Source organism: Emticicia sp. (assembly GCF_049241225.1).
In the GTDB taxonomy this organism is placed as follows: Bacteria; Bacteroidota; Bacteroidia; order Cytophagales; family Spirosomataceae; genus Emticicia.
This window is the reverse complement of the sequence record NZ_JBMLRC010000431.1, coordinates 1-20,588: the sequence shown is the minus strand read 5'-3', so window position 1 is coordinate 20,588 and position 20,588 is coordinate 1. Positions and strand designations below refer to the sequence as shown.

The 20,588-nt window shown below is 37.4% G+C and carries 21 protein-coding genes; 18 read left to right on the top strand and 3 right to left on the bottom strand.

Annotated elements, in window-relative coordinates:
* Window positions 1-122 precede the first annotated feature (122 nt).
* Window positions 123-530, top strand: coding sequence for a hypothetical protein (locus tag ACOVO2_RS22485; RefSeq protein WP_421772125.1), 408 nt, complete (start codon window positions 123-125; stop codon window positions 528-530).
* A gap of 36 nt (window positions 531-566) precedes the next feature.
* Here ACOVO2_RS22485 and ACOVO2_RS22480 read toward each other — a convergent pair whose 3' ends face one another.
* Window positions 567-872, bottom strand: coding sequence for a YtxH domain-containing protein (locus ACOVO2_RS22480; RefSeq protein WP_421772124.1), 306 nt, complete (start codon window positions 870-872; stop codon window positions 567-569).
* A gap of 120 nt (window positions 873-992) precedes the next feature.
* Between ACOVO2_RS22480 and ACOVO2_RS22475 the strand changes: the two genes are divergently transcribed.
* A complete protein-coding gene (locus ACOVO2_RS22475; protein ID WP_421772123.1) occupies window positions 993-1,661 on the top strand; it encodes a YdcF family protein in 669 nt (222 codons plus the stop codon).
* A 37-nt stretch (window positions 1,662-1,698) separates the two neighbouring features.
* Here the strand turns inward: ACOVO2_RS22475 and ACOVO2_RS22470 are convergent, their stop codons facing one another.
* Together ACOVO2_RS22470 and ACOVO2_RS22465 are read right to left on the bottom strand one after the other, a co-directional pair.
* On the bottom strand, window positions 1,699-2,061 hold the full coding sequence (locus ACOVO2_RS22470; protein ID WP_421772122.1) for a CoA-binding protein: 363 nt from the start codon (window positions 2,059-2,061) through the stop codon (window positions 1,699-1,701).
* A 148-nt stretch (window positions 2,062-2,209) separates the two neighbouring features.
* Window positions 2,210-3,088, bottom strand: a complete 879-nt coding sequence (locus ACOVO2_RS22465; protein ID WP_421772121.1) for a DNA-3-methyladenine glycosylase family protein — start codon at window positions 3,086-3,088, stop codon at window positions 2,210-2,212.
* A gap of 437 nt (window positions 3,089-3,525) precedes the next feature.
* Here ACOVO2_RS22465 and ACOVO2_RS22460 point away from each other — a divergent pair, with 437 nt between their 5' ends.
* The 16 genes from ACOVO2_RS22460 to ACOVO2_RS22385 all read left to right on the top strand — a co-directional run bounded on the left by ACOVO2_RS22460 (window position 3,526) and on the right by ACOVO2_RS22385 (window position 20,488).
* Window positions 3,526-4,773, top strand: coding sequence for a cytochrome c3 family protein (locus ACOVO2_RS22460; protein WP_421772120.1), 1,248 nt, complete (start codon window positions 3,526-3,528; stop codon window positions 4,771-4,773).
* Between the two features lie 82 nt (window positions 4,774-4,855).
* On the top strand, window positions 4,856-7,909 hold the full coding sequence (locus ACOVO2_RS22455; protein ID WP_421772119.1) for a TAT-variant-translocated molybdopterin oxidoreductase: 3,054 nt from the start codon (window positions 4,856-4,858) through the stop codon (window positions 7,907-7,909).
* Window positions 7,910-7,973: 64 nt separating this feature from the next.
* Window positions 7,974-9,353 (top strand): NrfD/PsrC family molybdoenzyme membrane anchor subunit, encoded by a 1,380-nt coding sequence (gene nrfD / locus ACOVO2_RS22450; RefSeq protein WP_188770390.1) that lies wholly within the window; start codon window positions 7,974-7,976, stop codon window positions 9,351-9,353.
* 27 nt (window positions 9,354-9,380) lie between these two features.
* Complete coding sequence (locus ACOVO2_RS22445) at window positions 9,381-9,902, top strand: DUF3341 domain-containing protein (protein WP_421772118.1); 522 nt, start codon at window positions 9,381-9,383, stop codon at window positions 9,900-9,902.
* Window positions 9,903-9,936: 34 nt separating this feature from the next.
* Window positions 9,937-10,551 (top strand): c-type cytochrome, encoded by a 615-nt coding sequence (locus ACOVO2_RS22440; RefSeq protein WP_421772117.1) that lies wholly within the window; start codon window positions 9,937-9,939, stop codon window positions 10,549-10,551.
* 111 nt (window positions 10,552-10,662) lie between these two features.
* Window positions 10,663-12,003, top strand: coding sequence for a quinol:cytochrome C oxidoreductase (locus tag ACOVO2_RS22435; protein WP_421772116.1), 1,341 nt, complete (start codon window positions 10,663-10,665; stop codon window positions 12,001-12,003).
* A gap of 79 nt (window positions 12,004-12,082) precedes the next feature.
* Window positions 12,083-13,216 carry a cytochrome c oxidase subunit II transmembrane domain-containing protein gene (locus ACOVO2_RS22430; protein WP_421772115.1) on the top strand — a complete coding sequence of 378 codons (1,134 nt, stop codon included), beginning with the start codon at window positions 12,083-12,085 and terminating at the stop codon, window positions 13,214-13,216.
* A 36-nt stretch (window positions 13,217-13,252) separates the two neighbouring features.
* A complete protein-coding gene (locus ACOVO2_RS22425; protein WP_421772114.1) occupies window positions 13,253-15,133 on the top strand; it encodes a cytochrome c oxidase subunit I in 1,881 nt (626 codons plus the stop codon).
* A gap of 57 nt (window positions 15,134-15,190) precedes the next feature.
* The gene (locus ACOVO2_RS22420) at window positions 15,191-16,168 is read left to right on the top strand and encodes a COX15/CtaA family protein (RefSeq protein ID WP_421772113.1); all 978 of its coding nucleotides are present in this window, start codon (window positions 15,191-15,193) and stop codon (window positions 16,166-16,168) included.
* Between the two features lie 3 nt (window positions 16,169-16,171).
* A complete protein-coding gene (gene cyoE / locus ACOVO2_RS22415; RefSeq protein WP_421772112.1) occupies window positions 16,172-17,053 on the top strand; it encodes a heme o synthase in 882 nt (293 codons plus the stop codon).
* Between the two features lie 55 nt (window positions 17,054-17,108).
* The gene (locus ACOVO2_RS22410) at window positions 17,109-17,717 is read left to right on the top strand and encodes a cytochrome c oxidase subunit 3 (RefSeq protein ID WP_421772111.1); all 609 of its coding nucleotides are present in this window, start codon (window positions 17,109-17,111) and stop codon (window positions 17,715-17,717) included.
* 80 nt (window positions 17,718-17,797) lie between these two features.
* Window positions 17,798-18,544: a cytochrome c oxidase subunit 3 gene (locus ACOVO2_RS22405; protein ID WP_421772110.1), complete on the top strand. Its 747-nt coding sequence runs from the start codon at window positions 17,798-17,800 to the stop codon at window positions 18,542-18,544.
* A 49-nt stretch (window positions 18,545-18,593) separates the two neighbouring features.
* Window positions 18,594-18,926: a cytochrome C oxidase subunit IV family protein gene (locus tag ACOVO2_RS22400; protein WP_421772109.1), complete on the top strand. Its 333-nt coding sequence runs from the start codon at window positions 18,594-18,596 to the stop codon at window positions 18,924-18,926.
* A 3-nt stretch (window positions 18,927-18,929) separates the two neighbouring features.
* Entirely contained in the window at window positions 18,930-19,622 is a 693-nt protein-coding gene (locus tag ACOVO2_RS22395; RefSeq protein WP_421772108.1) for an SCO family protein, read from the top strand.
* A 63-nt stretch (window positions 19,623-19,685) separates the two neighbouring features.
* The gene (locus ACOVO2_RS22390; protein ID WP_421772107.1) at window positions 19,686-20,225 is read left to right on the top strand and encodes a DUF420 domain-containing protein; all 540 of its coding nucleotides are present in this window, start codon (window positions 19,686-19,688) and stop codon (window positions 20,223-20,225) included.
* A gap of 17 nt (window positions 20,226-20,242) precedes the next feature.
* Window positions 20,243-20,488 carry a hypothetical protein gene (locus ACOVO2_RS22385; RefSeq protein WP_421772106.1) on the top strand — a complete coding sequence of 82 codons (246 nt, stop codon included), beginning with the start codon at window positions 20,243-20,245 and terminating at the stop codon, window positions 20,486-20,488.
* Window positions 20,489-20,588 lie beyond the last annotated feature (100 nt).

Sequence of the window (20,588 nt, the reverse complement as noted above, 5' to 3'; positions counted from 1 at the left end):
TCAAAAAAATCTACACAAATGAGGGTAAGCCAATGAAGAAAGGTTATTTTTGAAATATTTTAGTTGGACTCCAACCTTTTTACATAAAAGTGTATCATTCTAATGTAAAACAGATTTTGAGCATGAAAAATATTATTGTAGCACTATTATTGTCTTTAACGGCTTGTTCTTTACAAGAAACACCAACACCAGAGCCAACTTTAGCCTCGCAAATAGAACTGGGAGTCAATACTGAACTTTCCTTCCAAGAAGGTGTAAAGATTAAAATAACAAAAATTGAAGATAGTCGATGCCCCGAAAACACAACTTGTGTCTGGGCTGGAATGGCAAAAATATACTTTACGATTTCGGCAAATGGCGTGTCAAAAGACTCATCAATTGATTATGAAGCTAAACCACTCAAAACGACGCTTGACTTAGGAGGGCAAAAATTTGATATTGAAGTGTCGAATGTGTTGCCATATCCTAAAACTACAACAGAGATAAGTCAAAAAGATTACAAAATTAATATTACAGTCAAAAAAGCTTAAAAAATAAGAGCGAAGTCAGAACTTCGCCCCACAAAATTATGCTTTTGGCTCTTCGGCTGCCGGTGTTTCGGCGGCCATTTTTGCTTTTCCGAATAATTCCTGTAAAAATGCTTCGGCCTCTGGAAAACTATCTTTCAAAGCTGCACCTGCTTCGGTTTTGAGTTTTTCAAAATATTCTGGAGCTTTATCAATGGCTTGTTCGGCTTCATCTTTAAACTGCCCAGCTTTGATTTTTAAATCTGCTAAAGCTTTTTCTCCTTCTTCGGTTTGTAAATATTTATTAAGTGCTACGCCCGCGGCTGCTCCGAGTACGAATGTTGCTAAATGTTTTGCGTTGACCATTTTAGTAAATGTTGTTTTATGTGTTTAATGCTGAATCTCTGACGAAATTCATGCCCGAAAGTATCAAACTTTATTGATTAATAATTGATAATTTTGCCAATTGGTAAATTTTATACGCAGATGGACGAAAACCTTGTTGACTATTACGCAGAGCTTCTCTACGATTATCATTTCTTGAAACATCCCTTACAAAAAGCCGATGCAATCTTTGTTTTGGGTAGCCACGATCCCAGTGTGGCCGACTATGCCGTAGAATTGTTTAAAGAAGGATGGGCAGATTACATTATTTTTTCGGGTGGAGTGGTTCGGCCAGTTGGAGAACTCCGAAACCAAACTCCAAAATCAGAAGCAGATGCTTTTTTTGATATTGCTGTTAAGGCAGGCGTGCCAGCCGATGCAATTATTCTTGATAACGAAGCTACAAACACTGGCGAAAATTTCTCATGTACAAGAAAGATTTTGAAAGAAAAAGGCTTCGATTTCCAGAATTTTATTTTGGTTCAGAAGCCCTACATGGTGCGTCGAACCTATGCAACGGCTTTGGTGCAATTTGCTGAGTTTAAATTTGTTTCAACCGCCAAACCCGATTCTTACGCCCAGTACATTGCTCGATGTGCCGAAAATAATATCAGCAAAGAACGAGTAATCAGTAATATGACGGGCGATTTACAACGCCTGAAAATTTATCCAGAAAAAGGGTTTTTAGTAGCGATGGAAATTCCAGAAAATGTGTGGGATGCTTACGAAAAACTCATCGCAATGGGCTTTGAAGGACGAATGGCCACCTAAGGTCTGTACGGAACGTCTGACCTTAGGTGTTCGAGAATTAGTATTGTCCAGTTGAAAGCATCACGAGCGTACAAGCCTCAATCGGTTCGATACCTTTTTCGGTCAGAAAATTCTCAAATGCAGGATTTTCTGTACCGGGATTGAAAATCACTCTTCGAGGCTTTAGGTCGGCCACATAATCAAAATATTCACTTTGCCTTTGTGGGTTCACATAAAGCGTAACCGTATCTATATCTTCAAATTTCTCTTTTTCGGTATTTATTTCTTTTCCAGCAACAACTCCTTCTTTTACACCTAAAAGCTCAATTTCGTGTTTGTGGCTCACCAATTTATTTGCTGCCAAAAAAGAATATCTACTTGGGTCGGTCGATGCTCCTATAACTAATGTTTTCTTTGCCATTTTTATGAATAAGTCAAAGGTCGAAAATAATCGACCATACTATTTTGCGTAAAATATTTGTAATGAATTTTTATATGCTGCGGACTATCGACCATTGACCGTCGACTACCTATTTATGCTCTAAAAATCTTATTTTCTAAAAATTAGTTCAACCCAACAACGAATGCCAAAAATAGAATGTAGCATACCCTCGCCAACCTTTCCATTTTTCGGCCATTAGGTTCAGTTCTTTAATAGTTGGCTTTGCTGTTAAACCATATTGTGTTTTCACGGCATTGTGCAGCCCCACATCTTCCACCGGAAAAGCATCATAATTTTTTAGACTTTTCATCATCGAATAATTCGCCGTCCAGTTTCCAACACCTTTGATTTTGACCAATTTTTCTTTTACTTCTTCAAAAGGTAACTTTTCCAAAGTTTCTTGCGATAAATTACCATCCGCAAACTCTCTTGATACATTTAATATATATTGTGCTTTACTTCTGCTAAACTGAAGCGGTTGGAAATCTTCGATAGTCAAAATAGCGAGTCTTTCGGGAGTAGGCAAGGCATAAAAACTCTCATTCTCATAGATAATTTTTTGACCAAAATTATGCACCAAACGTTCTTTCAACGAATAAGCAAAGTTGAGGTTAATCTGCTGCCCAATAATTGACCAAATCAACGATTCGAATAAATCGGGCATTCCAATCATCCTGAGGCCGTAAAACCTTTTACATAACAAAGCTAAGACTTGGTCATTCTGAGCAGTTTTATAGAAAAGCTCTAAGTTTGCCTCCAAATCAAACCAGTTTGTCGTAAATTTTTTTACTAAATCCACAATTTTTTGACTTTTATCTTCAGAATGGATTGAAATTTGTAAAGAATCATCGAAAGAAATTGAGAAAAGAATAGCTGAGTTTTCATGAACAATTGCCTTGTAAACCTCTCGGTTTTTGAGAGTGTGAAGGCACTCCTTTTCGTTTCGAGAGAGAAAGCGTAATATTTGCTCAAAATTAAACTCTTTTGGGGTGGAAAGTTCAATCATTTGTTATAGAAAATGAGGTCAAGTTGCAATCTAAACGAAATAATTTTAAAAAATAATCTGGATTTTGCTAAATAGGTTAAAATCGCTATTAAAAGGCTAAAAATGAAGTTTATACGGTTATGTTTGCAAAAAAAGTGTTCATACTGTACCTTTGTCAGACAAGTATTCGAAAAGTTTTTTTCAACACGACGGAGACTTTATACGTTCCACATAAACAAATATTCTTGCTAAAATACCATTCCGTAGTCATCTATATACGTTGATTATGGGATGGTTTTTTGTTTTAAGTAATTGATAATTAGGTAGTTATGTCCTTATTTAAAATTATTCTAAATTACTATAAGCTATAAAAAAAATGACAAAAGCTATTTGATTGAAAACAATAGTAGCGTAGTTTTGCAGTCTGAAAAAGTAGGGATACTACATTATATATAAATATGATTCGTAAATTTTATAAGTCAATTTTAGCTCTTGCTGTTGCTGTAAATATTTCCATTGGATATGTAGCAGCACAAGATAGTACTTCTACTGCATCTGCAGCACCAGCTGGTGGCGGCGATGTAGCAAAAGGAGAAGGGTTGTTCAAGAATAACTGTGCACAATGCCATGCCGTTACGGCAGAGGTTGTTGTTGGGCCTGGTTTGGCTGGAATCGAAGAGCGTAGAGACTATGCTTGGCTAAAGAAATGGATTAACAATCCAATGGGTGTAATTGCAAGTGGTGATAAATACGCTAACGAGCTTTATGAAAAGTATAACAAAACACAAATGACAGCTTTTGCTGCCTTTGGTGATGATGAAGTAAAAGCAATTTTAGCTTATGTTAAGTCTGCTAATGCAGCACCAGTAGCTACCGCAGCTCCAGCTGGTGGTACAGCTCCAGTAGCTGCTGCAGAAACAGGTGGTGGTAAGTTTATCAATGTAATTTTAGTAGCATTGTTGGTTATCATGGGTCTTGTTTTGGTGGCTTTGCTTGGTATCTTACAATTATTGAATAAATTGTCAGGTGCAGAAGCTACTTCGGCAGAAGGGTCTCTTTCTTTTGCAGAGAAACTTCAAGCAGGATTGAAAAATGTTGCAGCTAACAAAACTGTTCGTTCGGCTATTGTTTGGGCATTTATTTTGCTTGCAACTAAAGCTACTTTCGATGGTATGTACGGAATCGGTGTTCACCAAGGATACGCTCCAAAACAACCAATCGCTTTCTCTCACAAATTGCACGCGGGTGAAATGAAAATCAACTGTGCATATTGTCACACAGGTGTATACAAAGGAAAACAATCAGGTATTCCTTCTGCCAATATCTGTATGAACTGTCACAATGCTATCAAACGTGAATCACCAGAAATCCAAAAGATTTACACTGCAATCGAAACTAATAAGCCAATTGAGTGGGTACGTGTACACAACCTACCTGACTTAGCTTATTTCAACCACGCACAACACACAAACGTTGGTGGTTTAGAGTGTAAAAACTGTCATGGAGAAATTGAGAAGATGGAAGTTGTTCAACAACGTTCAACATTGACAATGGGCTGGTGTATCGACTGTCACCGCAAGACAGAAGTTAACGGCAAAGATAATGGCTATTACACTAAGTTAATGGAAGCTCATACTGCAGTTAGCAAAGGAGCCATGAAAGTTCAAGATAACGGTGGTTTAGAGTGTGCAAAGTGTCACTACTAATACCAATCAATATCAATTATATTTTTATTCTGAAGAAAGTTCATAACATTAAATAAAAGTTCCTATCAGGAATTAGGATACTATGGAGAATACTAATAAAAAGTATTGGAAAGGGGTTGAGGAGTTGAAAAACGACATTGGGTTTGTAAAAAATGCCAATCGTGAATTTAATTTAGATGACATCGAAACTGTCGAGCCTACTCACCGTCGTGACTTCTTGAAAGTGCTAGGCTTTAGTGTAGCGGCAGTATCATTGGCTGCTTGCGACGCACCTGTTCGTAAGGCAATCCCTTACTTGAATAAGCCAGAAAGCGTAGAGCCAGGTATTCCAAACTGGTACGCATCGACTTACTCAGAAGGTGGTGAATATTGCAGTATCTTAGTAAAAACACGTGAAGGTCGTCCGATTAAAATAGAAGGTAACAAACTTTCATCTATTACAAAAGGTGCAGTAAATGCAAGAGTACACGCTTCAGTATTGAGCTTGTATGATAATGAAAAATTGAAAGGACCGAAAAAAGGCTCTTCTGATATAAAGTGGGAAGAATTAGATAAGGAAATCATTGCAGCACTTGCAAAAGGTGGCAATATTCGTATCGTATCAAACACAATTCTTTCTCCAACTACAAAGAAAGTAATCGCAGATTTCGCTGCAAAATACCCAACTGCAAAGCACATTACGTATGATGCAAATTCATCTTACGCAATTGTTCAAGCAAATGCTGAGTCATTTGGCCAAGCAGTTATTCCTTCTTATGATTTCAGCAAAGCAAACGTAATCGTTGGTATCAACGCCGATTTCTTAGGAACTTGGATTGCTCCAAATACATTTGCTGGTCAGTGGGCTGCAACTCGTAAATTGAGCAGTGGCAAAAATGGTAAACGCACAATGTCTCGTCATTACCAATTCGAAACTGGTTTGACAATCACTGGTGCATCAGCCGATTACAGAGGAATGATTAAACCTTCACAAGAAGGTGCAGTTGCTTTAGCATTATACAATAAAGTAGCAGCAGCTTTAGGTGGTAAAACTACTACCGGTGGAGCGGTTGAAACACAAAACTTAGATAAGTGTGCAAAAGACCTTATCGCTGCAAAGGGTGCTGCTTTAGTTGTTTCGGGTTCAAATGACCCAGCTGTACAAACTATCGTTAATGCTTTGAATAGCTTATTAGGTAGCTACGGTACAACTATCGACTTAGGTACACCAGTAAATTATCGTCAGGGTAATGATGCTGAAATGACAGCATTCATCAATGAAGTGAAAGGTGGACAAGTTAGCACAGTAATCTTCTTATCTAACCCAGTATATGACCACCCAAGAGGTGCAGAGTTAGGTGAAGCATTATCAAAAGTGGCAACTTCGATTTCATTCGCTGACCGTGCCGACGAAACAGCTTCAAAATGTAAATACATCGCTCCGGCTCCTCATTATTTAGAGTCTTGGAATGATGCAGAACCTAAAAAAGGTTTCTTCTCACTTACACAGCCAACAATCTCTTTGATTTTCGATACTCGTCAACCACAATCAAGCTTATTAACATGGGCAGGTTTGAATAGCGATTATCATGCTTACTTAAAATCAAACTGGAGTAAAAATATCCTTAGCGGAAAATCTTGGGTACAAGCATTGCACGATGGCGTATATGAACCAGCTGCTGGTGCTACCGCTTCAGGAGCGAGCTTCGCAGGAAATGTTGATGCAGCTGCTGCTTCAATCGCTAAAGTAAAAGGTGCAGGTATCGAGGTATCTATCTTCGAATCAGTAGCAATCGGTACAGGTTTGCAAGCCAATAACCCTTGGTTGCAAGAAATGCCAGACCCAATTTCAAAAGTTACTTGGGAGAACACAATTGCAGTTTCACAAAAAACAGCAACTGAATTAGGCATCGCACAAGGTGATTGGGCAAAAGTTACTGTTAGTGGAAAATCAATCGAGCTTCCAGTATTAATTCAACCAGGCCAAGCAAACGGAACAATCTCAGTTGCTTTAGGTTACGGTCGCACAGCCGCTGGTAAAGCAGGCAATACTGGTGCAAATGTTTTCCCTTGGATTACTAACGGTCAGTATTTTGCAAACGATGCTAAAATAGAAAAAACAAAAGACGGATATACACTTGCTCAAACTCAAACTCAAAATACAATCATGGGCCGTACGGCTGTCGTACAAGAGTCAGTTTTGGGAGAATATGTAAAAGATGTGAAAGCTGGACGTTTCGAACCAAAAATCGGAACTTCAGAAGGTGAAAAAGCTCCTTACCAAATCACACTTTGGAACGGTCACGAAAAGAAAAACCACAGCTGGGGAATGGTTATCGACCTAAACAGCTGTACAGGTTGTGGTTCATGTTTGGTAAGTTGCCAAGCAGAAAACAACGTGGCAGTAGTCGGTAAAGCCGAGGTTGCACGTGCAAGAGAGATGCACTGGATTCGTATCGACCGTTATTATAGCTCAGAAATGAGTCATGATGAGGCTTTAGCAGAAAAGGGTATCATCGGTGGTTACAGAGAATTAGAAATTGCTGCTGAAAACCCAGAGGTTGTATTCCAACCAATGATGTGCCAACACTGTTCTAATGCTCCTTGTGAGACTGTTTGTCCTGTATTAGCAACTACTCACAGTTCTGAAGGTCTAAACCAAATGACTTACAACCGTTGTATCGGTACTCGTTATTGTGCCAACAACTGTCCATATAAAGTACGTCGTTTCAACTGGTTCAAATACTTCGAAAACGATAATTTTGATTATCACATGAATAGCGACTTAGGTCGTATGGTATTGAATCCAGACGTAACTGTTCGTTCTCGTGGGGTTATTGAGAAATGTTCGATGTGTGTTCAACGTATCCAAGCTGGTAAATTAACAGCGAAGAAGGAGCGTCGTCGTCCGATAGATGGAGAAATTCAAACAGCTTGTTCGCAATCATGTCCAACAAATGCAATTACATTTGGAGATATGCTTGATGAAAATTCTGAAATCTCAAAAACTTTAGCGGTTGAGAAACAAGGACGTGCTTTCAACGTATTGGAAGAAATCAACGTTCAGCCACAAATGAGCTACTTGACAAAAATCCGTAACAAGGATGGCGTTGCAAAAGCGACTCATGCTGAGAAAAAAGAAGCACACCACTCGTAAGATTGGGGTGTAGGTAAAGGTTAAAATAAGAAAATTAAAATAAATATCTCAAAAGAATAAAACTATGCACGTAGTTTCACCAATAAGAGAAACTTTAGTACTTAATGGTAAGTCTTACCACGATGTAACTGAAGATATTTGTAAGCAGGTTGAGGGAAAACCAACCAAAGAGTGGAAAATCGTTTTCGGAATTTCAGTATTAGTACTCCTTTATGGTGCTGCTTGGGTATTCTGGACATGGTGGGAAGGTCTTGGTGTTTGGGGTCTCAATAAAACAGTAGGTTGGGCGTGGGATATCACCAACTTCGTATGGTGGGTTGGTATTGGTCACGCTGGTACACTTATCTCTGCGGTATTGTTATTATTCCGTCAGAAATGGAGAACATCAATCAACCGTGCTGCTGAAGCGATGACAATCTTTGCCGTTATTTGTGCGGCATCGTTTATCGTAATGCACATGGGACGTCCTTGGTTGGCATATTTTGCTCTTCCATTGCCAAATACTTTTGGTTCATTGTGGGTAAACTTTAACTCTCCATTGGTTTGGGACGTATTTGCTATCTCGACATATTTCTCAGTATCATGTTTATTCTGGTACATTGGTTTAATTCCAGATTTAGCAACTATCCGTGACCGTGCAACAGGTGTTCGTAAGAAAGTTTACGGTGCTTTAGCTATCGGCTGGACTGGTGGAGCAAGAGCTTGGGCAAGATACGAAGACGTTTCTTTGATTTTGGCAGGTTTATCAACACCACTCGTACTTTCAGTACACACAATCGTATCTTTTGACTTTGCTACTTCGGTAATTCCGGGATGGCACACAACAATCTTCCCTCCATACTTCGTTGCGGGTGCTATCTTCTCTGGCTTTGCAATGGTTCAAAACTTGATGTTGGTGACAAGAGTTGTGTATAAAATGGAAGATTACGTAACAATGGAACACATCTCTTTGATGAATAAAATCATCACTCTTACAGGTTCTGTTGTAGGTATCGCTTACATCACTGAGTTCTTTATCGCTGCTTACTCTGGCGTTGAATACGAACAATATGCGTTCATTAACCGTGCTACTGGTCCACTTTGGTGGTCATACTGGGCGATGATGACTTGTAACGTAATTTCTCCTCAGTTATTCTGGTTCAAGAAAATTCGTGAAAACATCCTTGTTTCTTTCGTAATGGCTGTTGTTGTAAATATCGGTATGTGGTTTGAGCGTTTTGTAATCATCGTAACTTCATTACACCGTGATTACTTACCATCAAGCTGGACGTACTTTACTCCACGTATGGGTGATATTTCTGACTATATTTTCTCTTTCGGTTTCTTCTTTACAGCGTTCTTCTTATTTGCCAAGTTCTTACCAGTTATCAACATGGCAGAGGTAAAATCTGTATTGAAATCATCATCTGAGAAATATCCAGAAAAGAAGAAAACAACAGTTTAATAAAGATTTTTTAACCATTCATATAAAATGGCAGATAGCAAATATTTAGTAGGAGTTTTTGACGATGGCGATGAGTTATTACACGCAGTTGAAGACATAAGACACCAAGGTGTTAAAATTCATGAAGCATATACGCCTTTCGCTGTACACGGACTTGATAGAGCTTTAGGTTATAGCTTCCCGAGAATGGGGGTTGCCGCTTTCTTATTCGGTTTGACAGGTACATGTTGTGCATTATTACTTACATTCTGGACAATGGGCGTTGATTGGCCGATTAACGTTGGTGGAAAAAACTTCTTCCCTTTCCCAACTAACGTGCCGATTATGTTTGAGCTTACTGTCCTTTTAGCGGCATTTGGTATGTCCTTTACATTCTTCTTCATGGAAGATATGGGACCAACTGCTAAGCCAATCATATTTGATGTAAGAAGTACAGATGATAAGTTTGTTGTTGCGATTGACCTTGCGAAAAATAAATTATCAGAAGACGAAATTTCAAAAATGTTGAAAGAGTCAGGTGCTTCAGAAGTAAATGTGAAAGAAGTATAACATTTATCTGTTTATCAATTCAAAGAATTCAAAAATGAAGGTTTCATTAAAAAATATTTCGCTTGCATTATCAATTGCAACTTTTTCTACGGTTGCACTGACTTCTTGCAAAGATAATAATAGCACAGGTTGGGAATTTGCTCCTAATATGTACAATTCACGTGCATACGAACCACTAACACAATGGCGTAAGAATACAATCAATGCCGATGGAAAGGATATGCGTTCGCCAGTGGCAGGTACTATTTCTCGTGCGAATTATCACACATCATTTGTGCAAGACGATAGTACAGTTGTTAATGATTTAATGGTTTACAACTTGCCAAAAGATAGTATTGCAGTAGCAGAAGTAACATTAAAAAACCCTATTCCATGGTCTGAAAAGGCAGAAGAAGAAGGAAAAGTGTTATATGAAAGAAACTGTTTGCACTGTCATGGAGAAAAAGGTGCAGGTGATGGCCCAGTTGGAAAAGTTTACAAAGGGGTTCCAAACTACGCAGCTGATGCTTACAAAAATATGAACGACGGACATATTTATCATGTAATCACTTTTGGAAAAGGACGTATGTGGTCACACGCTTCGCAAGTAAATCCTGAAGAGCGTTGGAAAATCGTACACTACGTACACAGATTACAATTAGGTAATTAATATTTTAAATGCTACCCGCTGTACAAATGCGGAAAACCCTTAAATGGGCTAAGTATAAAGATATATCATTTATTAACACCCTTTAAGTGTAAGGGTTCAAATTTAAAGAAAATGGCTCATAGTACTCACGAAATTCCTTCTACAGAAGAAAGATTTGAGTTTAAATCTGAAACCAAAAGAAATCTAATTATTGCAGCATTAATTGGTGCTGCGATGGTAGCGATTGGTTCATTCTTATTATCAAAAGGCTGGTCAATAGGTGTTTGGGAATCACATGGTGCCGAACATGCTGGTGCTGGACACGAAGCAGCAGGCGGCCATGCAGAACACGGAGGCGAACACGGTGCTACCCTGTTTAGTCGTATTATTGCCAACCTATGGATGAATAGTGTGTACTTCATAGGAATATCAGTAGTTGGAGCGTTTTTTATCGCTTATAATTATGTGGCAAAAGCTGGTTGGTCTTCTTCTATCAAACGTGTTGCCGAAGCTCTTCCTTCATTTGTTATCGTTCCAGGAACAATCCTTATCATTTTGATGGCAATTCCTTCGACTCGCCACATTGTTATGCACTGGACACATGATGGTATCATGGACCCAGCGAGCGAACACTATGATAAAATTATTGCTGGTAAAGCATGGTATCTTAATCTCCCATTCTATTTTGTACGTTTGGTTGCTTATGTAGCTGTATGGTATTTTGGATGGACACAATTAAGAAAATATTCACTCCTTGAAGATGCAGAAGGTGGTTTAGAAAATTATTATAAGAGCCGTAATATTGCTAAGTTATTCTTGATTTTCTTTGCTGTTACAGCATCTACGTCTGCTTGGGATTTATCTATGGTAATTGATACTCACTGGTTCTCTACAATGTTCGGTTGGTATCATTTGGCAAGCTGGCACGTAGCTGGATTGGCAACTATCATGCTCATAGTTTTATTATTGAAAGACCAAGGTTATTTGAAAATTGTTAATGAAAGTCATTTACATGACTTAGGTAAATTTATCTTTGGTTTCTCTATTTTTTGGACATACGTGTGGTTCTCTCAATATTTGTTGATTTTCTACGCGAACTTACCAGAAGAAACTATTTATTTCCGTGAGAGATTTACAGGTTTCCAAGGAAGATACTGGTGGCCATTCCATATTAGTTTATTGTTGAACTTCTTCTTCCCTTTCTTGATTTTGATTGCAAGAAATTCAAAAAGAAGAGCTACATTCTTGAAATTAGGTAGTGTTTCAGTTATTATTGGTCACTGGTTTGATTTCTACCAAATGCACATGCCGGGTATCGCTAAAGACCAAGGTGGTATTGGTATAATCGAGTGGGGGACTACCTTAACATTTGCATCATTATTTATTTATTTCGTTGCAAACCAATTATCTAAAGCAAACCTATATCCTAAAAACCACCCATTCTTAGAAGAGAGTATTCATCACGATATTTAATTTTTTAAAACAATTTCGTTGAACATTCTTTTTTACATACAAGGGTTTAAGTATTCAAACTTGTAAATTATTTAGTAACATGACATTATTGATTGTAGCTTTAGCAATTGTGTTTATTGTTCTTACCGTCCTGGTAATTTCAAAAACGCAGACTCTCCTAAAGGGAGTGAAAGGTGATTCAGAACAAAGCGAAGAGGTGGTAGATAGTGCCAATAACATTAATGCAATTGGTCTCTTTGTTTTCTGGATTTTGAGTGTCGTTGGTATTTTTTGGTCATTCTTTTACGCTAAAAAAGACTTTTTGATTGCATATGGAGATATTCCAAGTGCAGCATCTGTACATGGTAAAGAAACAGATTATTGGTTTTGGTTTGGTATGGCTGTAGTAACAGCATCATTTTTGGTTGTAAATACAGTTCTTTTTTATTTCCCATTAAAATATCGTTATAACAAGAAGAGAACGGCTCATTTCTATCCGCACAATAATACTCTTGAGATTGTTTGGACGTTGATTCCAGCGGTTGTTATGGCAGGTTTAGTATTTACTGGTTTGAGAGTATGGAATAAAGTAATGTCGGAAGCTCCGAAAGATGCAGAAGTAATAGAAATTATGGGTAAGCAATTCGGATGGCAAGTTAGATATGGTGGTGTAGACAATGGAAAGTTAGGAAACTACAATTACAAGCTAATTGATGACGCCGCAGGAAATGAATTTGGTGTGGACTTTACCGACGAAAATTCTTTCGATGATTTTACAAATAATTCTGAAATACATATCCCTAAAGGTAAACCAGTATTATTAAAAATTAGAGCGAGAGATGTATTGCATAGTGTATTTATTCCTCACATGAGGGTTAAAATGGATGCTGTACCTGGAATGCCTACTAAGTTTTGGTTTATAGCAGATAAGAGTACTGCGGATATGCAAGGTGAGCTTGGTAACCCAAACTTCAAATATGAGATTGCTTGTACTGAAGTATGTGGAAGAAGCCATTTTGCAATGAAATTAATCTTGGTGGTTGATGAGCCAGCAGATTATGAGAAATGGAAAAAGGAGCAAAAATCATTGTTAGCTTCTAAACCTGAGTTTTTGGAGAAAGTTCCAGCAAGTTTGAAGGCCAAGGCTATGAAGTATCTTCCAGCCGAGGCAACACCTGATAGCACTACAGCTTCAGCAGGTACAAGCTTACCAACAGTTACATCATTGAGATAATATTCAATCTAAATTATTTAAACTAATAATATATACATGGCAGCAGTAGCACACGCAGATACTCATGTTCACGGACATGAAGAAGCACATGAGCACCACGAGCCACAGAGTTTTATAAAGAAATATATATTCTCTGAGGACCATAAAGTGATTGCCAAGCAATACTTGATTTCGGGTATTGTATGGGCTTTGATTGGCGGTTTTTTATCTTTGGTTTTCCGTTTACAATTAGGTTACCCAGGGATTGATTTGGGTTGGTTAAAGCCAATTTTAGGAGAAAGATGGTTTGATGAGGCTGGGAAATTAGACCCGAATTATTACATCGCTCTCGTAACGATGCACGGTACTATCATGGTATTTTTTGTATTGACTGCGGGTTTGAGTGGTACATTCTCTAACTTCCTAATCCCTTTACAAGTTGGAGCAAGAGATATGGCATCTGGATTTATCAATATGTTATCATATTGGTTTTTCTTCTTGTCAAGTGTAGTTATGTTTTGTTCGTTATTCGTACAAGATGGTCCTGCTGGTGGTGGTTGGGTAGTATATCCGCCATTGAGTGCATTACCTGATGCTGCACCTGGTTCGGGTACAGGTATGACAATGTGGTTAGTGAGTATGGCAATCTTTATTGTATCAAGTTTGTTAGGTAGTATCAATTATGTAACTACTGTAATTAACTTACGTACAAAAGGTATGACCTTCGATAAAATGCCACTAACGATTTGGGCATTTACGTTTACTGCAATTTTGGGTATTTTGTCGTTCCCTGTATTGTTATCAGCAGCGTTATTATTGATTTTTGACCGTAGCTTTGGTACAAGCTTCTACTTATCTGATATTTATATCAATGGACAAGCTCTTCCAAATCAAGGCGGTAGCCCAATTTTATTCCAACACTTATTCTGGTTCTTGGGTCACCCAGAGGTATATATCGTTATCTTACCTGCACTCGGTATGACATCCGAAATTATTGCTACAAACTCAAGAAAACCAATCTTTGGTTACAAAGCGATGATTTTCTCGATGCTTGGCATCATGTTCCTTGCATTTATCGTTTGGGCTCACCACATGTTCATGACAGGTATGAATCCATTCTTAGGTTCGGTATTTACACTCCTTACTTTGATTATTGCAGTTCCTTCTGCGGTAAAAGCGTTTAACTATATCACTACATTGTGGCGAGGTAATATTATATTTACGCCTGCGATGTTATTCTCAATTGGTTTAGTTTCGTTCTTCGTATCAGGTGGTGTTACAGGTATCATCCTAGGAAACAGTGCATTGGATATCCAATTACACGATACTTACTTTGTAGTTGCCCACTTCCACCTTGTGATGGGTTCTGCAGCATTCTTTGGAATGGTTGCGGGTGTATACCACTGGTTCCCAAAAATGTTCGGTAGAATGATGAATAACACATTGGGTTATATTCATTTCTGGACAACTTTCATCGGTGCGTACATGGTATTCTTCCCACAACACTATTTAGGTATTGCTGGTTTCCCAAGAAGATACTACGCTTACACAGGTTTTGATTTTACAAACAAATATCAAGATTTAGCACAAGTTAGTACGATAGCTGCAATTGTAGTATTTGCTGCTAACATCATCTTCTTGTTCAACTTCTTTTATTCAATTTTCTGGGGTAAGAAAGCAACTCAAAACCCATGGAAATCAAATACTTTAGAGTGGACGACGCCAGTAAACGTTGGTCATGGAAACTGGGAAGGAGAGATTCCAACAGTTTATCGTTGGCCTTACGATTACAGCAAGCCAGGTGCTGCTGAAGACTTTATTCCTCAACATATTCCATTCTCTGCTACGCCAGAATCTAATTTCCCGTACGAGAATGAATTAATCAAGGAAGAGAAAGAAATTGAAGGAATCAAGTTCGATTATAGTATTCCAGATTGATAAAATTTGAAACGATTCACAACTCAAAAAGTTGTGAATCGTTTCCTCCAACCAATTATGACTCACGGTAAAATATTTAGAAAGCTTGGTTTTTGGACAGTTGGTGCGATTTACTTTCTTATTTTAGTCGGTGGAATAGTAAGAGCTACAGGTTCAGGTATGGGCTGCCCAGATTGGCCTAAATGCTTTGGTTCTTGGGTTCCTCCAACAGATATATCGCAATTACCAAGTAATTATAAAGAAATTTACGGTGAAAAGCTTAAAGGTGAAATAGAGTTCAATGCTGTTAAGACATGGATTGAATATATTAATCGTTTAGTTGGGGTCGCAATTGGTTTTTTAGTTTTCGGGACTTTCGTAAGTGCGTTTGTTAGTTTCAGAAAACAAGATAAGACGATTGTCTTACTAAGCTTGCTCGCAACGATTTTAGTAGCTTTTGAAGGATGGTTAGGCTCGAAAGTAGTTTCGAGTGAACTTCACCCAGTAATGATAACGCTGCACATGATTCTCTCAGTAATTATTGTGTTTATATTATTATATGCGGTGGCTCGGTCTTACAATTACGTGATTGAAATCGAAGATGTTGCAGATAAAAGTTCTTTGAGTTTTTTAGTATCAGCTGCCATTTTTCTAACTATAGGACAAGTTTTGTTAGGTACTCAAGTTAGAGAAGTTGTTGACGAAGTTGCCAAAAGTATGGGAGAAGCCCTTCGCACCGAATGGGTTGCTAACTTAGGTGGTAAGTTTCAAATGCACGCTTTCTTTTCGATAGTAATAGTCATAATAAATTTGTTTATTTATTATCGAATTAGGAAGTCTGTTAAAAGTAAAGGTTTGTTATCAACTTTCGCCAATTGGTTAGTAGTAGTTATTGGAATCGAACTTATATCTGGAATTTTCTTAGCTTATTTAGGTTTTCCAAGATTAATGCAGCCGATTCACTTAACCTTAGGAACATTGGCAATTGGCGTACAGTTTGTTATCTTTTTATTTCTTAATAAAGAAAGAGTTTTCAGAAGCATTGCTTCAAAATGATAGATGAGTTTGACAGTAACGGAAAATATTTTCGCTCAAAAGCTGAAAGCATATTACGATTTAACCAAGTTTAGGTTATCGTCAACTGTTGTTTTTTCGTCAGCTATTGGTTTTACTTTAGCTGCTGATAAAATTGAATGGGCAAGACTATTGTTGTTTGCTATAGCGGCTTTTGCAACAACAGCAGCAGCTAACATTATCAATCAAATTATCGAAAAAGACCTTGATAAATTGATGTCACGTACTGAAAATCGCCCGCTTCCGAGTGGTAGACTATCGGTGAAAGAAGCAGCAATGTTTGGCTGGATAATGGCTGCGATTGCAATGTATATTTTGTTTTATGAATTCAACTATAAAGCAGGTTTATTAGCTCTTTTATCAATGGTTTTATACGGGTTTGTATATACACCATTAAAAAGAGTTGGACCGATTGCCGTAGCGGTAGGTGCTTTACCAGGGGCTTTCCCTCCAATGATAGGTTGGGTAGCGGCTGTTAATCACTTTGGATTAGAACCAGGTATATTATTTGCGATACAGTTCTTTTGGCAATTTCCACATTTTTGGGCAATTGCTTGGGTATTGGATGAAGATTATAACAAGGCTGGATTTAAGTTATTACCATCAAGCGGTGGACAAAATTTAAACTCAGCTGTTCAGATAATGATTTACACGCTATTTTTATTGCCTCTCTGTTGGGCTCCATATTATTTGGGTATGACAGGTATCAATTCGGCAGTAGTAGCAATGGTGTTTGGTGTATTGTTTTTAGCACAAACATTTCATTTGATGCGACGAGTTGACAGAAAAGCGGCTCTTCAATTGATGTTCGGTTCATTTATATATTTACCAGTAGTGCAGATTGCCTATTTATTGGATAAATTATAATACCTTTTTATTTACTTGGGTTTTTGCTTGAGTAAACGATTCAACGATAAACTTTATGAGTAATAAATTAAAAAATAATAACACCACAGCTACCACCGTTGGTGTACAAGAGCCAGCTCAGGTACTATCAGTAAATAGGTGGAAGTTTATAGTTTGGCTTTTCATTATCACAATTGTGATGCTATTTGCTTCTCAGACAAGTGCATATTTGGTACGAAGAGCAGAAGGAAACTGGGCAGAATTTGAAATCCCAAGCATTTTTTGGATTAGTACTTTAGTTTTGATAGTTAGTAGTATTACAATGCACCTATCACTGCAAGCTGCAAAAAAGAATGAGAATGCCAAGCTCAAGACATTAGTAGCCATTACAACAGCTTTAGGCCTTGTGTTTTTGGGAATGCAGTATTTAGGTTGGCAAGATTTACAACAACAGGGGATTTATCTCAAAGGTAATCCATCAGGTTCGTTCTTTTATATTTTTACGGGCTTACACATGGCTCACTTAGCACTTGGATTAGGTATTTTGATAGCTACTTTTATAATGGCTTTCAGATTAAAGTTAGATTCAAGCAATACTATATTAGTTGAAGTTTGTGCAACTTCTTGGCACTTCTTAGACATACTTTGGCTATATTTGTTCGTATTTTTATTGTATTTTAGATAATATTTACTTTTTGACTATTTTTGGGTCGAAATTAATTGAAACTGTTAACCAAAGCGGCAAACCGCTAATAATTGTAAGTTATGGCAAGTGCAAATACCTCTACGACCGCAGAACACTTAATTTGGAAGGGTGGCGTGCAACCAATGAAAGTTGGCTATGGAAAATTGATGATGTGGATATTCTTATTGTCCGATACATTTACTTTCTCGGCTTTATTGATTTCATATGGTTTAGTTCGTTATAGTTTCCCGACATTTGAAGGTTTACGTAAAAACTTTGAGTTTTCTAATACTTGGTGGCCAATTCCTGAAAGAGTTTTTGAAGCAGTTCCATTTTTACATGGGGTTTCAGCACCGTTGGTGTTTGTAGGTATCATGACATTTATTTTGATTATGAGCTCTGTAACAATGGTATTAGCTGTAGAAGCTGGTCACCGTCGTGATAAGGCTGATGTTGAAAAATATATGCTTTGGACAATCCTTGGTGGTTTTGCTTTCTTAAGTTCACAAGCTTGGGAATGGAGTCACTTTATTCATGGAACAGAACATGGATTAACTTTGGCCGATGGAACCAAAATCTTTGGTGCGAATCTCGTACAAAATGAATATGGTCCAGCTGCTTTCGCCGATTTCTTCTTTTTCATCACTGGTTTTCACGGAACACACGTATTCTCGGGTGTAGTATTAAATATCTTGATATTCTATAATACAGCTAATGGAGTTTACGAGAAACGTGGTCACTATGATATGGTTGAGAAGGTAGGTCTTTACTGGCACTTTGTAGATTTAGTATGGGTGTTTGTGTTTACATTCTTCTACCTCGTTTAGAAAAATAACTCTTTTTTAATAAATTAGAAAGTCTTAAAATTAGTATACAATGGCTCAGCATTCTGAAAATACGGAAAAATTGCCAGCACAAACCAAAGAAATTTGGAAAACGTTCTGGATTCTATTAGGCATCACAGCACTCGAATTCCTTATCGCATTCGTGATTGATGCAGACACTTACAAGTGGACAAAAGTAGGAATATTCATTATTCTCACAATTGTAAAAGCATATTATATCGTAGGTATCTTTATGCACTTAAAGCATGAAGTGAAATCTTTAATCTGGACGATTGTCCTACCATGTGTTTTTGTGGTTTGGTTAATTGTTGCGTTGATAGTGGAAGGTGGATATATAGGTTTGGAGAGATTATTATTTAAATAAATAATGCGAAATAAATCATCAAAAGTCGGAATACTAATAGGCATATTAGCTGTTCCGACTTTTATTTTTGTTTTACTCAAATTATTTGGGCAAAACTACTATAAATTACCCTATCTCATGCCAGAAATGGATGAAACTGGGCAGGTTGTTATGAAAGGGCCAGATACGGTGTTTCATCAGATTCCACCGTATGAGCTAATAGACCAGCAAGGAAAGAAATTTAGCTCGGCAAACGTGAAAGGTAAAATCTATGTAGCAGATTTTTTCTTTACAAGATGCGGAACGATTTGTCCGAAATTATCTAATAGTTTATCGAGAGTGCAAAGTATTTTCTCGGCCGACAGTAATGTGGTAATAGTATCTCATAGTGTTGACCCTAAGTATGATTCTTCGGCAGTATTGCAGCGATATGCCCAAAAATATGATGCGAAATACGGTAAATGGTATTTTCTGACAGGAGATAAAAAAACGATTTACGATGTTGCTATAAAAGGCTATAAATTGCCAGTAGCAGATGCTTCCGAATATGATAATAAAATCAAATCAATTGATGAAACATTTATACATTCGGAAAAGTTACTATTAATAGACAAAGAAGGATATATTAGAGGAATTTACGACGGAACGTACTCACCAGATGTAGAGCGTTTGATAGCTGAAGTGAAGGTGCTGTCTGAGATTTATAAATCTAAGTAATAAATATTACTAACGCTAATTATCTTTCATTGCTAATCTATTATTTTCTTAAAACAAATTAAAATGAAAGCAGTAAGAGCAAAACAGGATAAGGCTTCGATGACATTCATAAATGTAGTTTCGATTGCGGTGCCACTGGTGGTGGCAATCTTGTTGGGAATTAGACAAAAAATTGATTTGGGGGCGTGGACAAAAGTGCTTCCACACGTGATTGGTGCAATCAATACAATAACTTCTATTTTGTTGATATATGGCTTGTTTTTAATTAAGCAAAAGCAAATTGAGCGTCATAAAAAAGTAATGTCAATGGCATTTGGTTTAGGTGGTGTTTTTTTAGTATGTTACGTTCTATATCACCTAACTAATCCATCAACAAGTTTTGGAGGGGAAGGTATCGTGAGATATTTCTATTATTTTATTCTAATAAGTCATATCTTATTGTCTTTGGTTGTATTACCTTTGGTTTTAAGAGCGTATTTTTTTGCATGGGTTGAAGAGTATGAATTGCACCGTAAATTGACAAGATTTGCATTCCCGATTTGGTTATATGTTTCGATTACAGGTGTGATAGCGTATTTGATGATTAAACCTTATTATGTTTAAACTTTAAGTAAAAGGTTATGAAAAAAATCGTAGCGTTTTTTATAGTATTCTTGTTAAGTCAAACTTTGACTTTTGCACAGTGTGCGATGTGTCGTGCAACTGTGGGGAGTAATTTGAGCGAAGGGCGTGGAGTTATTGGTACAGGTATCAATGATGGTATATTATTAATGTTGGTGTTTACTTATCTTTCTGTACCAACTGTTATTTACGTTTGGTTCAGAACTGCAAAAAAAGAAATGCGTTTGAAAATGGGTCAGCAATAAGCTCATTATAAGTTGTAAATACGAAAAGCGATTGTTAGACCGAAATCTGATAATCGCTTTTTTGTTAGTAAAATTTCCACATCTAACTTTGAGTCACAAT

Excerpts from the sequence above, each read along its gene's own strand:
- ACOVO2_RS22485 (WP_421772125.1), top strand. The coding sequence starts at position 123 with ATGAAAAATATTATTGTAGCACTATTATTGTCTTTAACGGCTTGTTCT.
- ACOVO2_RS22480 (WP_421772124.1), bottom strand. The coding sequence starts at position 872 with ATGGTCAACGCAAAACATTTAGCAACATTCGTACTCGGAGCAGCCGCG.
- ACOVO2_RS22475 (WP_421772123.1), top strand. The coding sequence starts at position 993 with ATGGACGAAAACCTTGTTGACTATTACGCAGAGCTTCTCTACGATTAT.
- ACOVO2_RS22470 (WP_421772122.1), bottom strand. The coding sequence starts at position 2,061 with ATGGCAAAGAAAACATTAGTTATAGGAGCATCGACCGACCCAAGTAGA.
- ACOVO2_RS22465 (WP_421772121.1), bottom strand. The coding sequence starts at position 3,088 with ATGATTGAACTTTCCACCCCAAAAGAGTTTAATTTTGAGCAAATATTA.
- ACOVO2_RS22460 (WP_421772120.1), top strand. The coding sequence starts at position 3,526 with ATGATTCGTAAATTTTATAAGTCAATTTTAGCTCTTGCTGTTGCTGTA.
- ACOVO2_RS22455 (WP_421772119.1), top strand. The coding sequence starts at position 4,856 with ATGGAGAATACTAATAAAAAGTATTGGAAAGGGGTTGAGGAGTTGAAA.
- nrfD (WP_188770390.1), top strand. The coding sequence starts at position 7,974 with ATGCACGTAGTTTCACCAATAAGAGAAACTTTAGTACTTAATGGTAAG.
- ACOVO2_RS22445 (WP_421772118.1), top strand. The coding sequence starts at position 9,381 with ATGGCAGATAGCAAATATTTAGTAGGAGTTTTTGACGATGGCGATGAG.
- ACOVO2_RS22440 (WP_421772117.1), top strand. The coding sequence starts at position 9,937 with ATGAAGGTTTCATTAAAAAATATTTCGCTTGCATTATCAATTGCAACT.
- ACOVO2_RS22435 (WP_421772116.1), top strand. The coding sequence starts at position 10,663 with ATGGCTCATAGTACTCACGAAATTCCTTCTACAGAAGAAAGATTTGAG.
- ACOVO2_RS22430 (WP_421772115.1), top strand. The coding sequence starts at position 12,083 with ATGACATTATTGATTGTAGCTTTAGCAATTGTGTTTATTGTTCTTACC.
- ACOVO2_RS22425 (WP_421772114.1), top strand. The coding sequence starts at position 13,253 with ATGGCAGCAGTAGCACACGCAGATACTCATGTTCACGGACATGAAGAA.
- ACOVO2_RS22420 (WP_421772113.1), top strand. The coding sequence starts at position 15,191 with ATGACTCACGGTAAAATATTTAGAAAGCTTGGTTTTTGGACAGTTGGT.
- cyoE (WP_421772112.1), top strand. The coding sequence starts at position 16,172 with ATGAGTTTGACAGTAACGGAAAATATTTTCGCTCAAAAGCTGAAAGCA.
- ACOVO2_RS22410 (WP_421772111.1), top strand. The coding sequence starts at position 17,109 with ATGAGTAATAAATTAAAAAATAATAACACCACAGCTACCACCGTTGGT.
- ACOVO2_RS22405 (WP_421772110.1), top strand. The coding sequence starts at position 17,798 with ATGGCAAGTGCAAATACCTCTACGACCGCAGAACACTTAATTTGGAAG.
- ACOVO2_RS22400 (WP_421772109.1), top strand. The coding sequence starts at position 18,594 with ATGGCTCAGCATTCTGAAAATACGGAAAAATTGCCAGCACAAACCAAA.
- ACOVO2_RS22395 (WP_421772108.1), top strand. The coding sequence starts at position 18,930 with ATGCGAAATAAATCATCAAAAGTCGGAATACTAATAGGCATATTAGCT.
- ACOVO2_RS22390 (WP_421772107.1), top strand. The coding sequence starts at position 19,686 with ATGAAAGCAGTAAGAGCAAAACAGGATAAGGCTTCGATGACATTCATA.
- ACOVO2_RS22385 (WP_421772106.1), top strand. The coding sequence starts at position 20,243 with ATGAAAAAAATCGTAGCGTTTTTTATAGTATTCTTGTTAAGTCAAACT.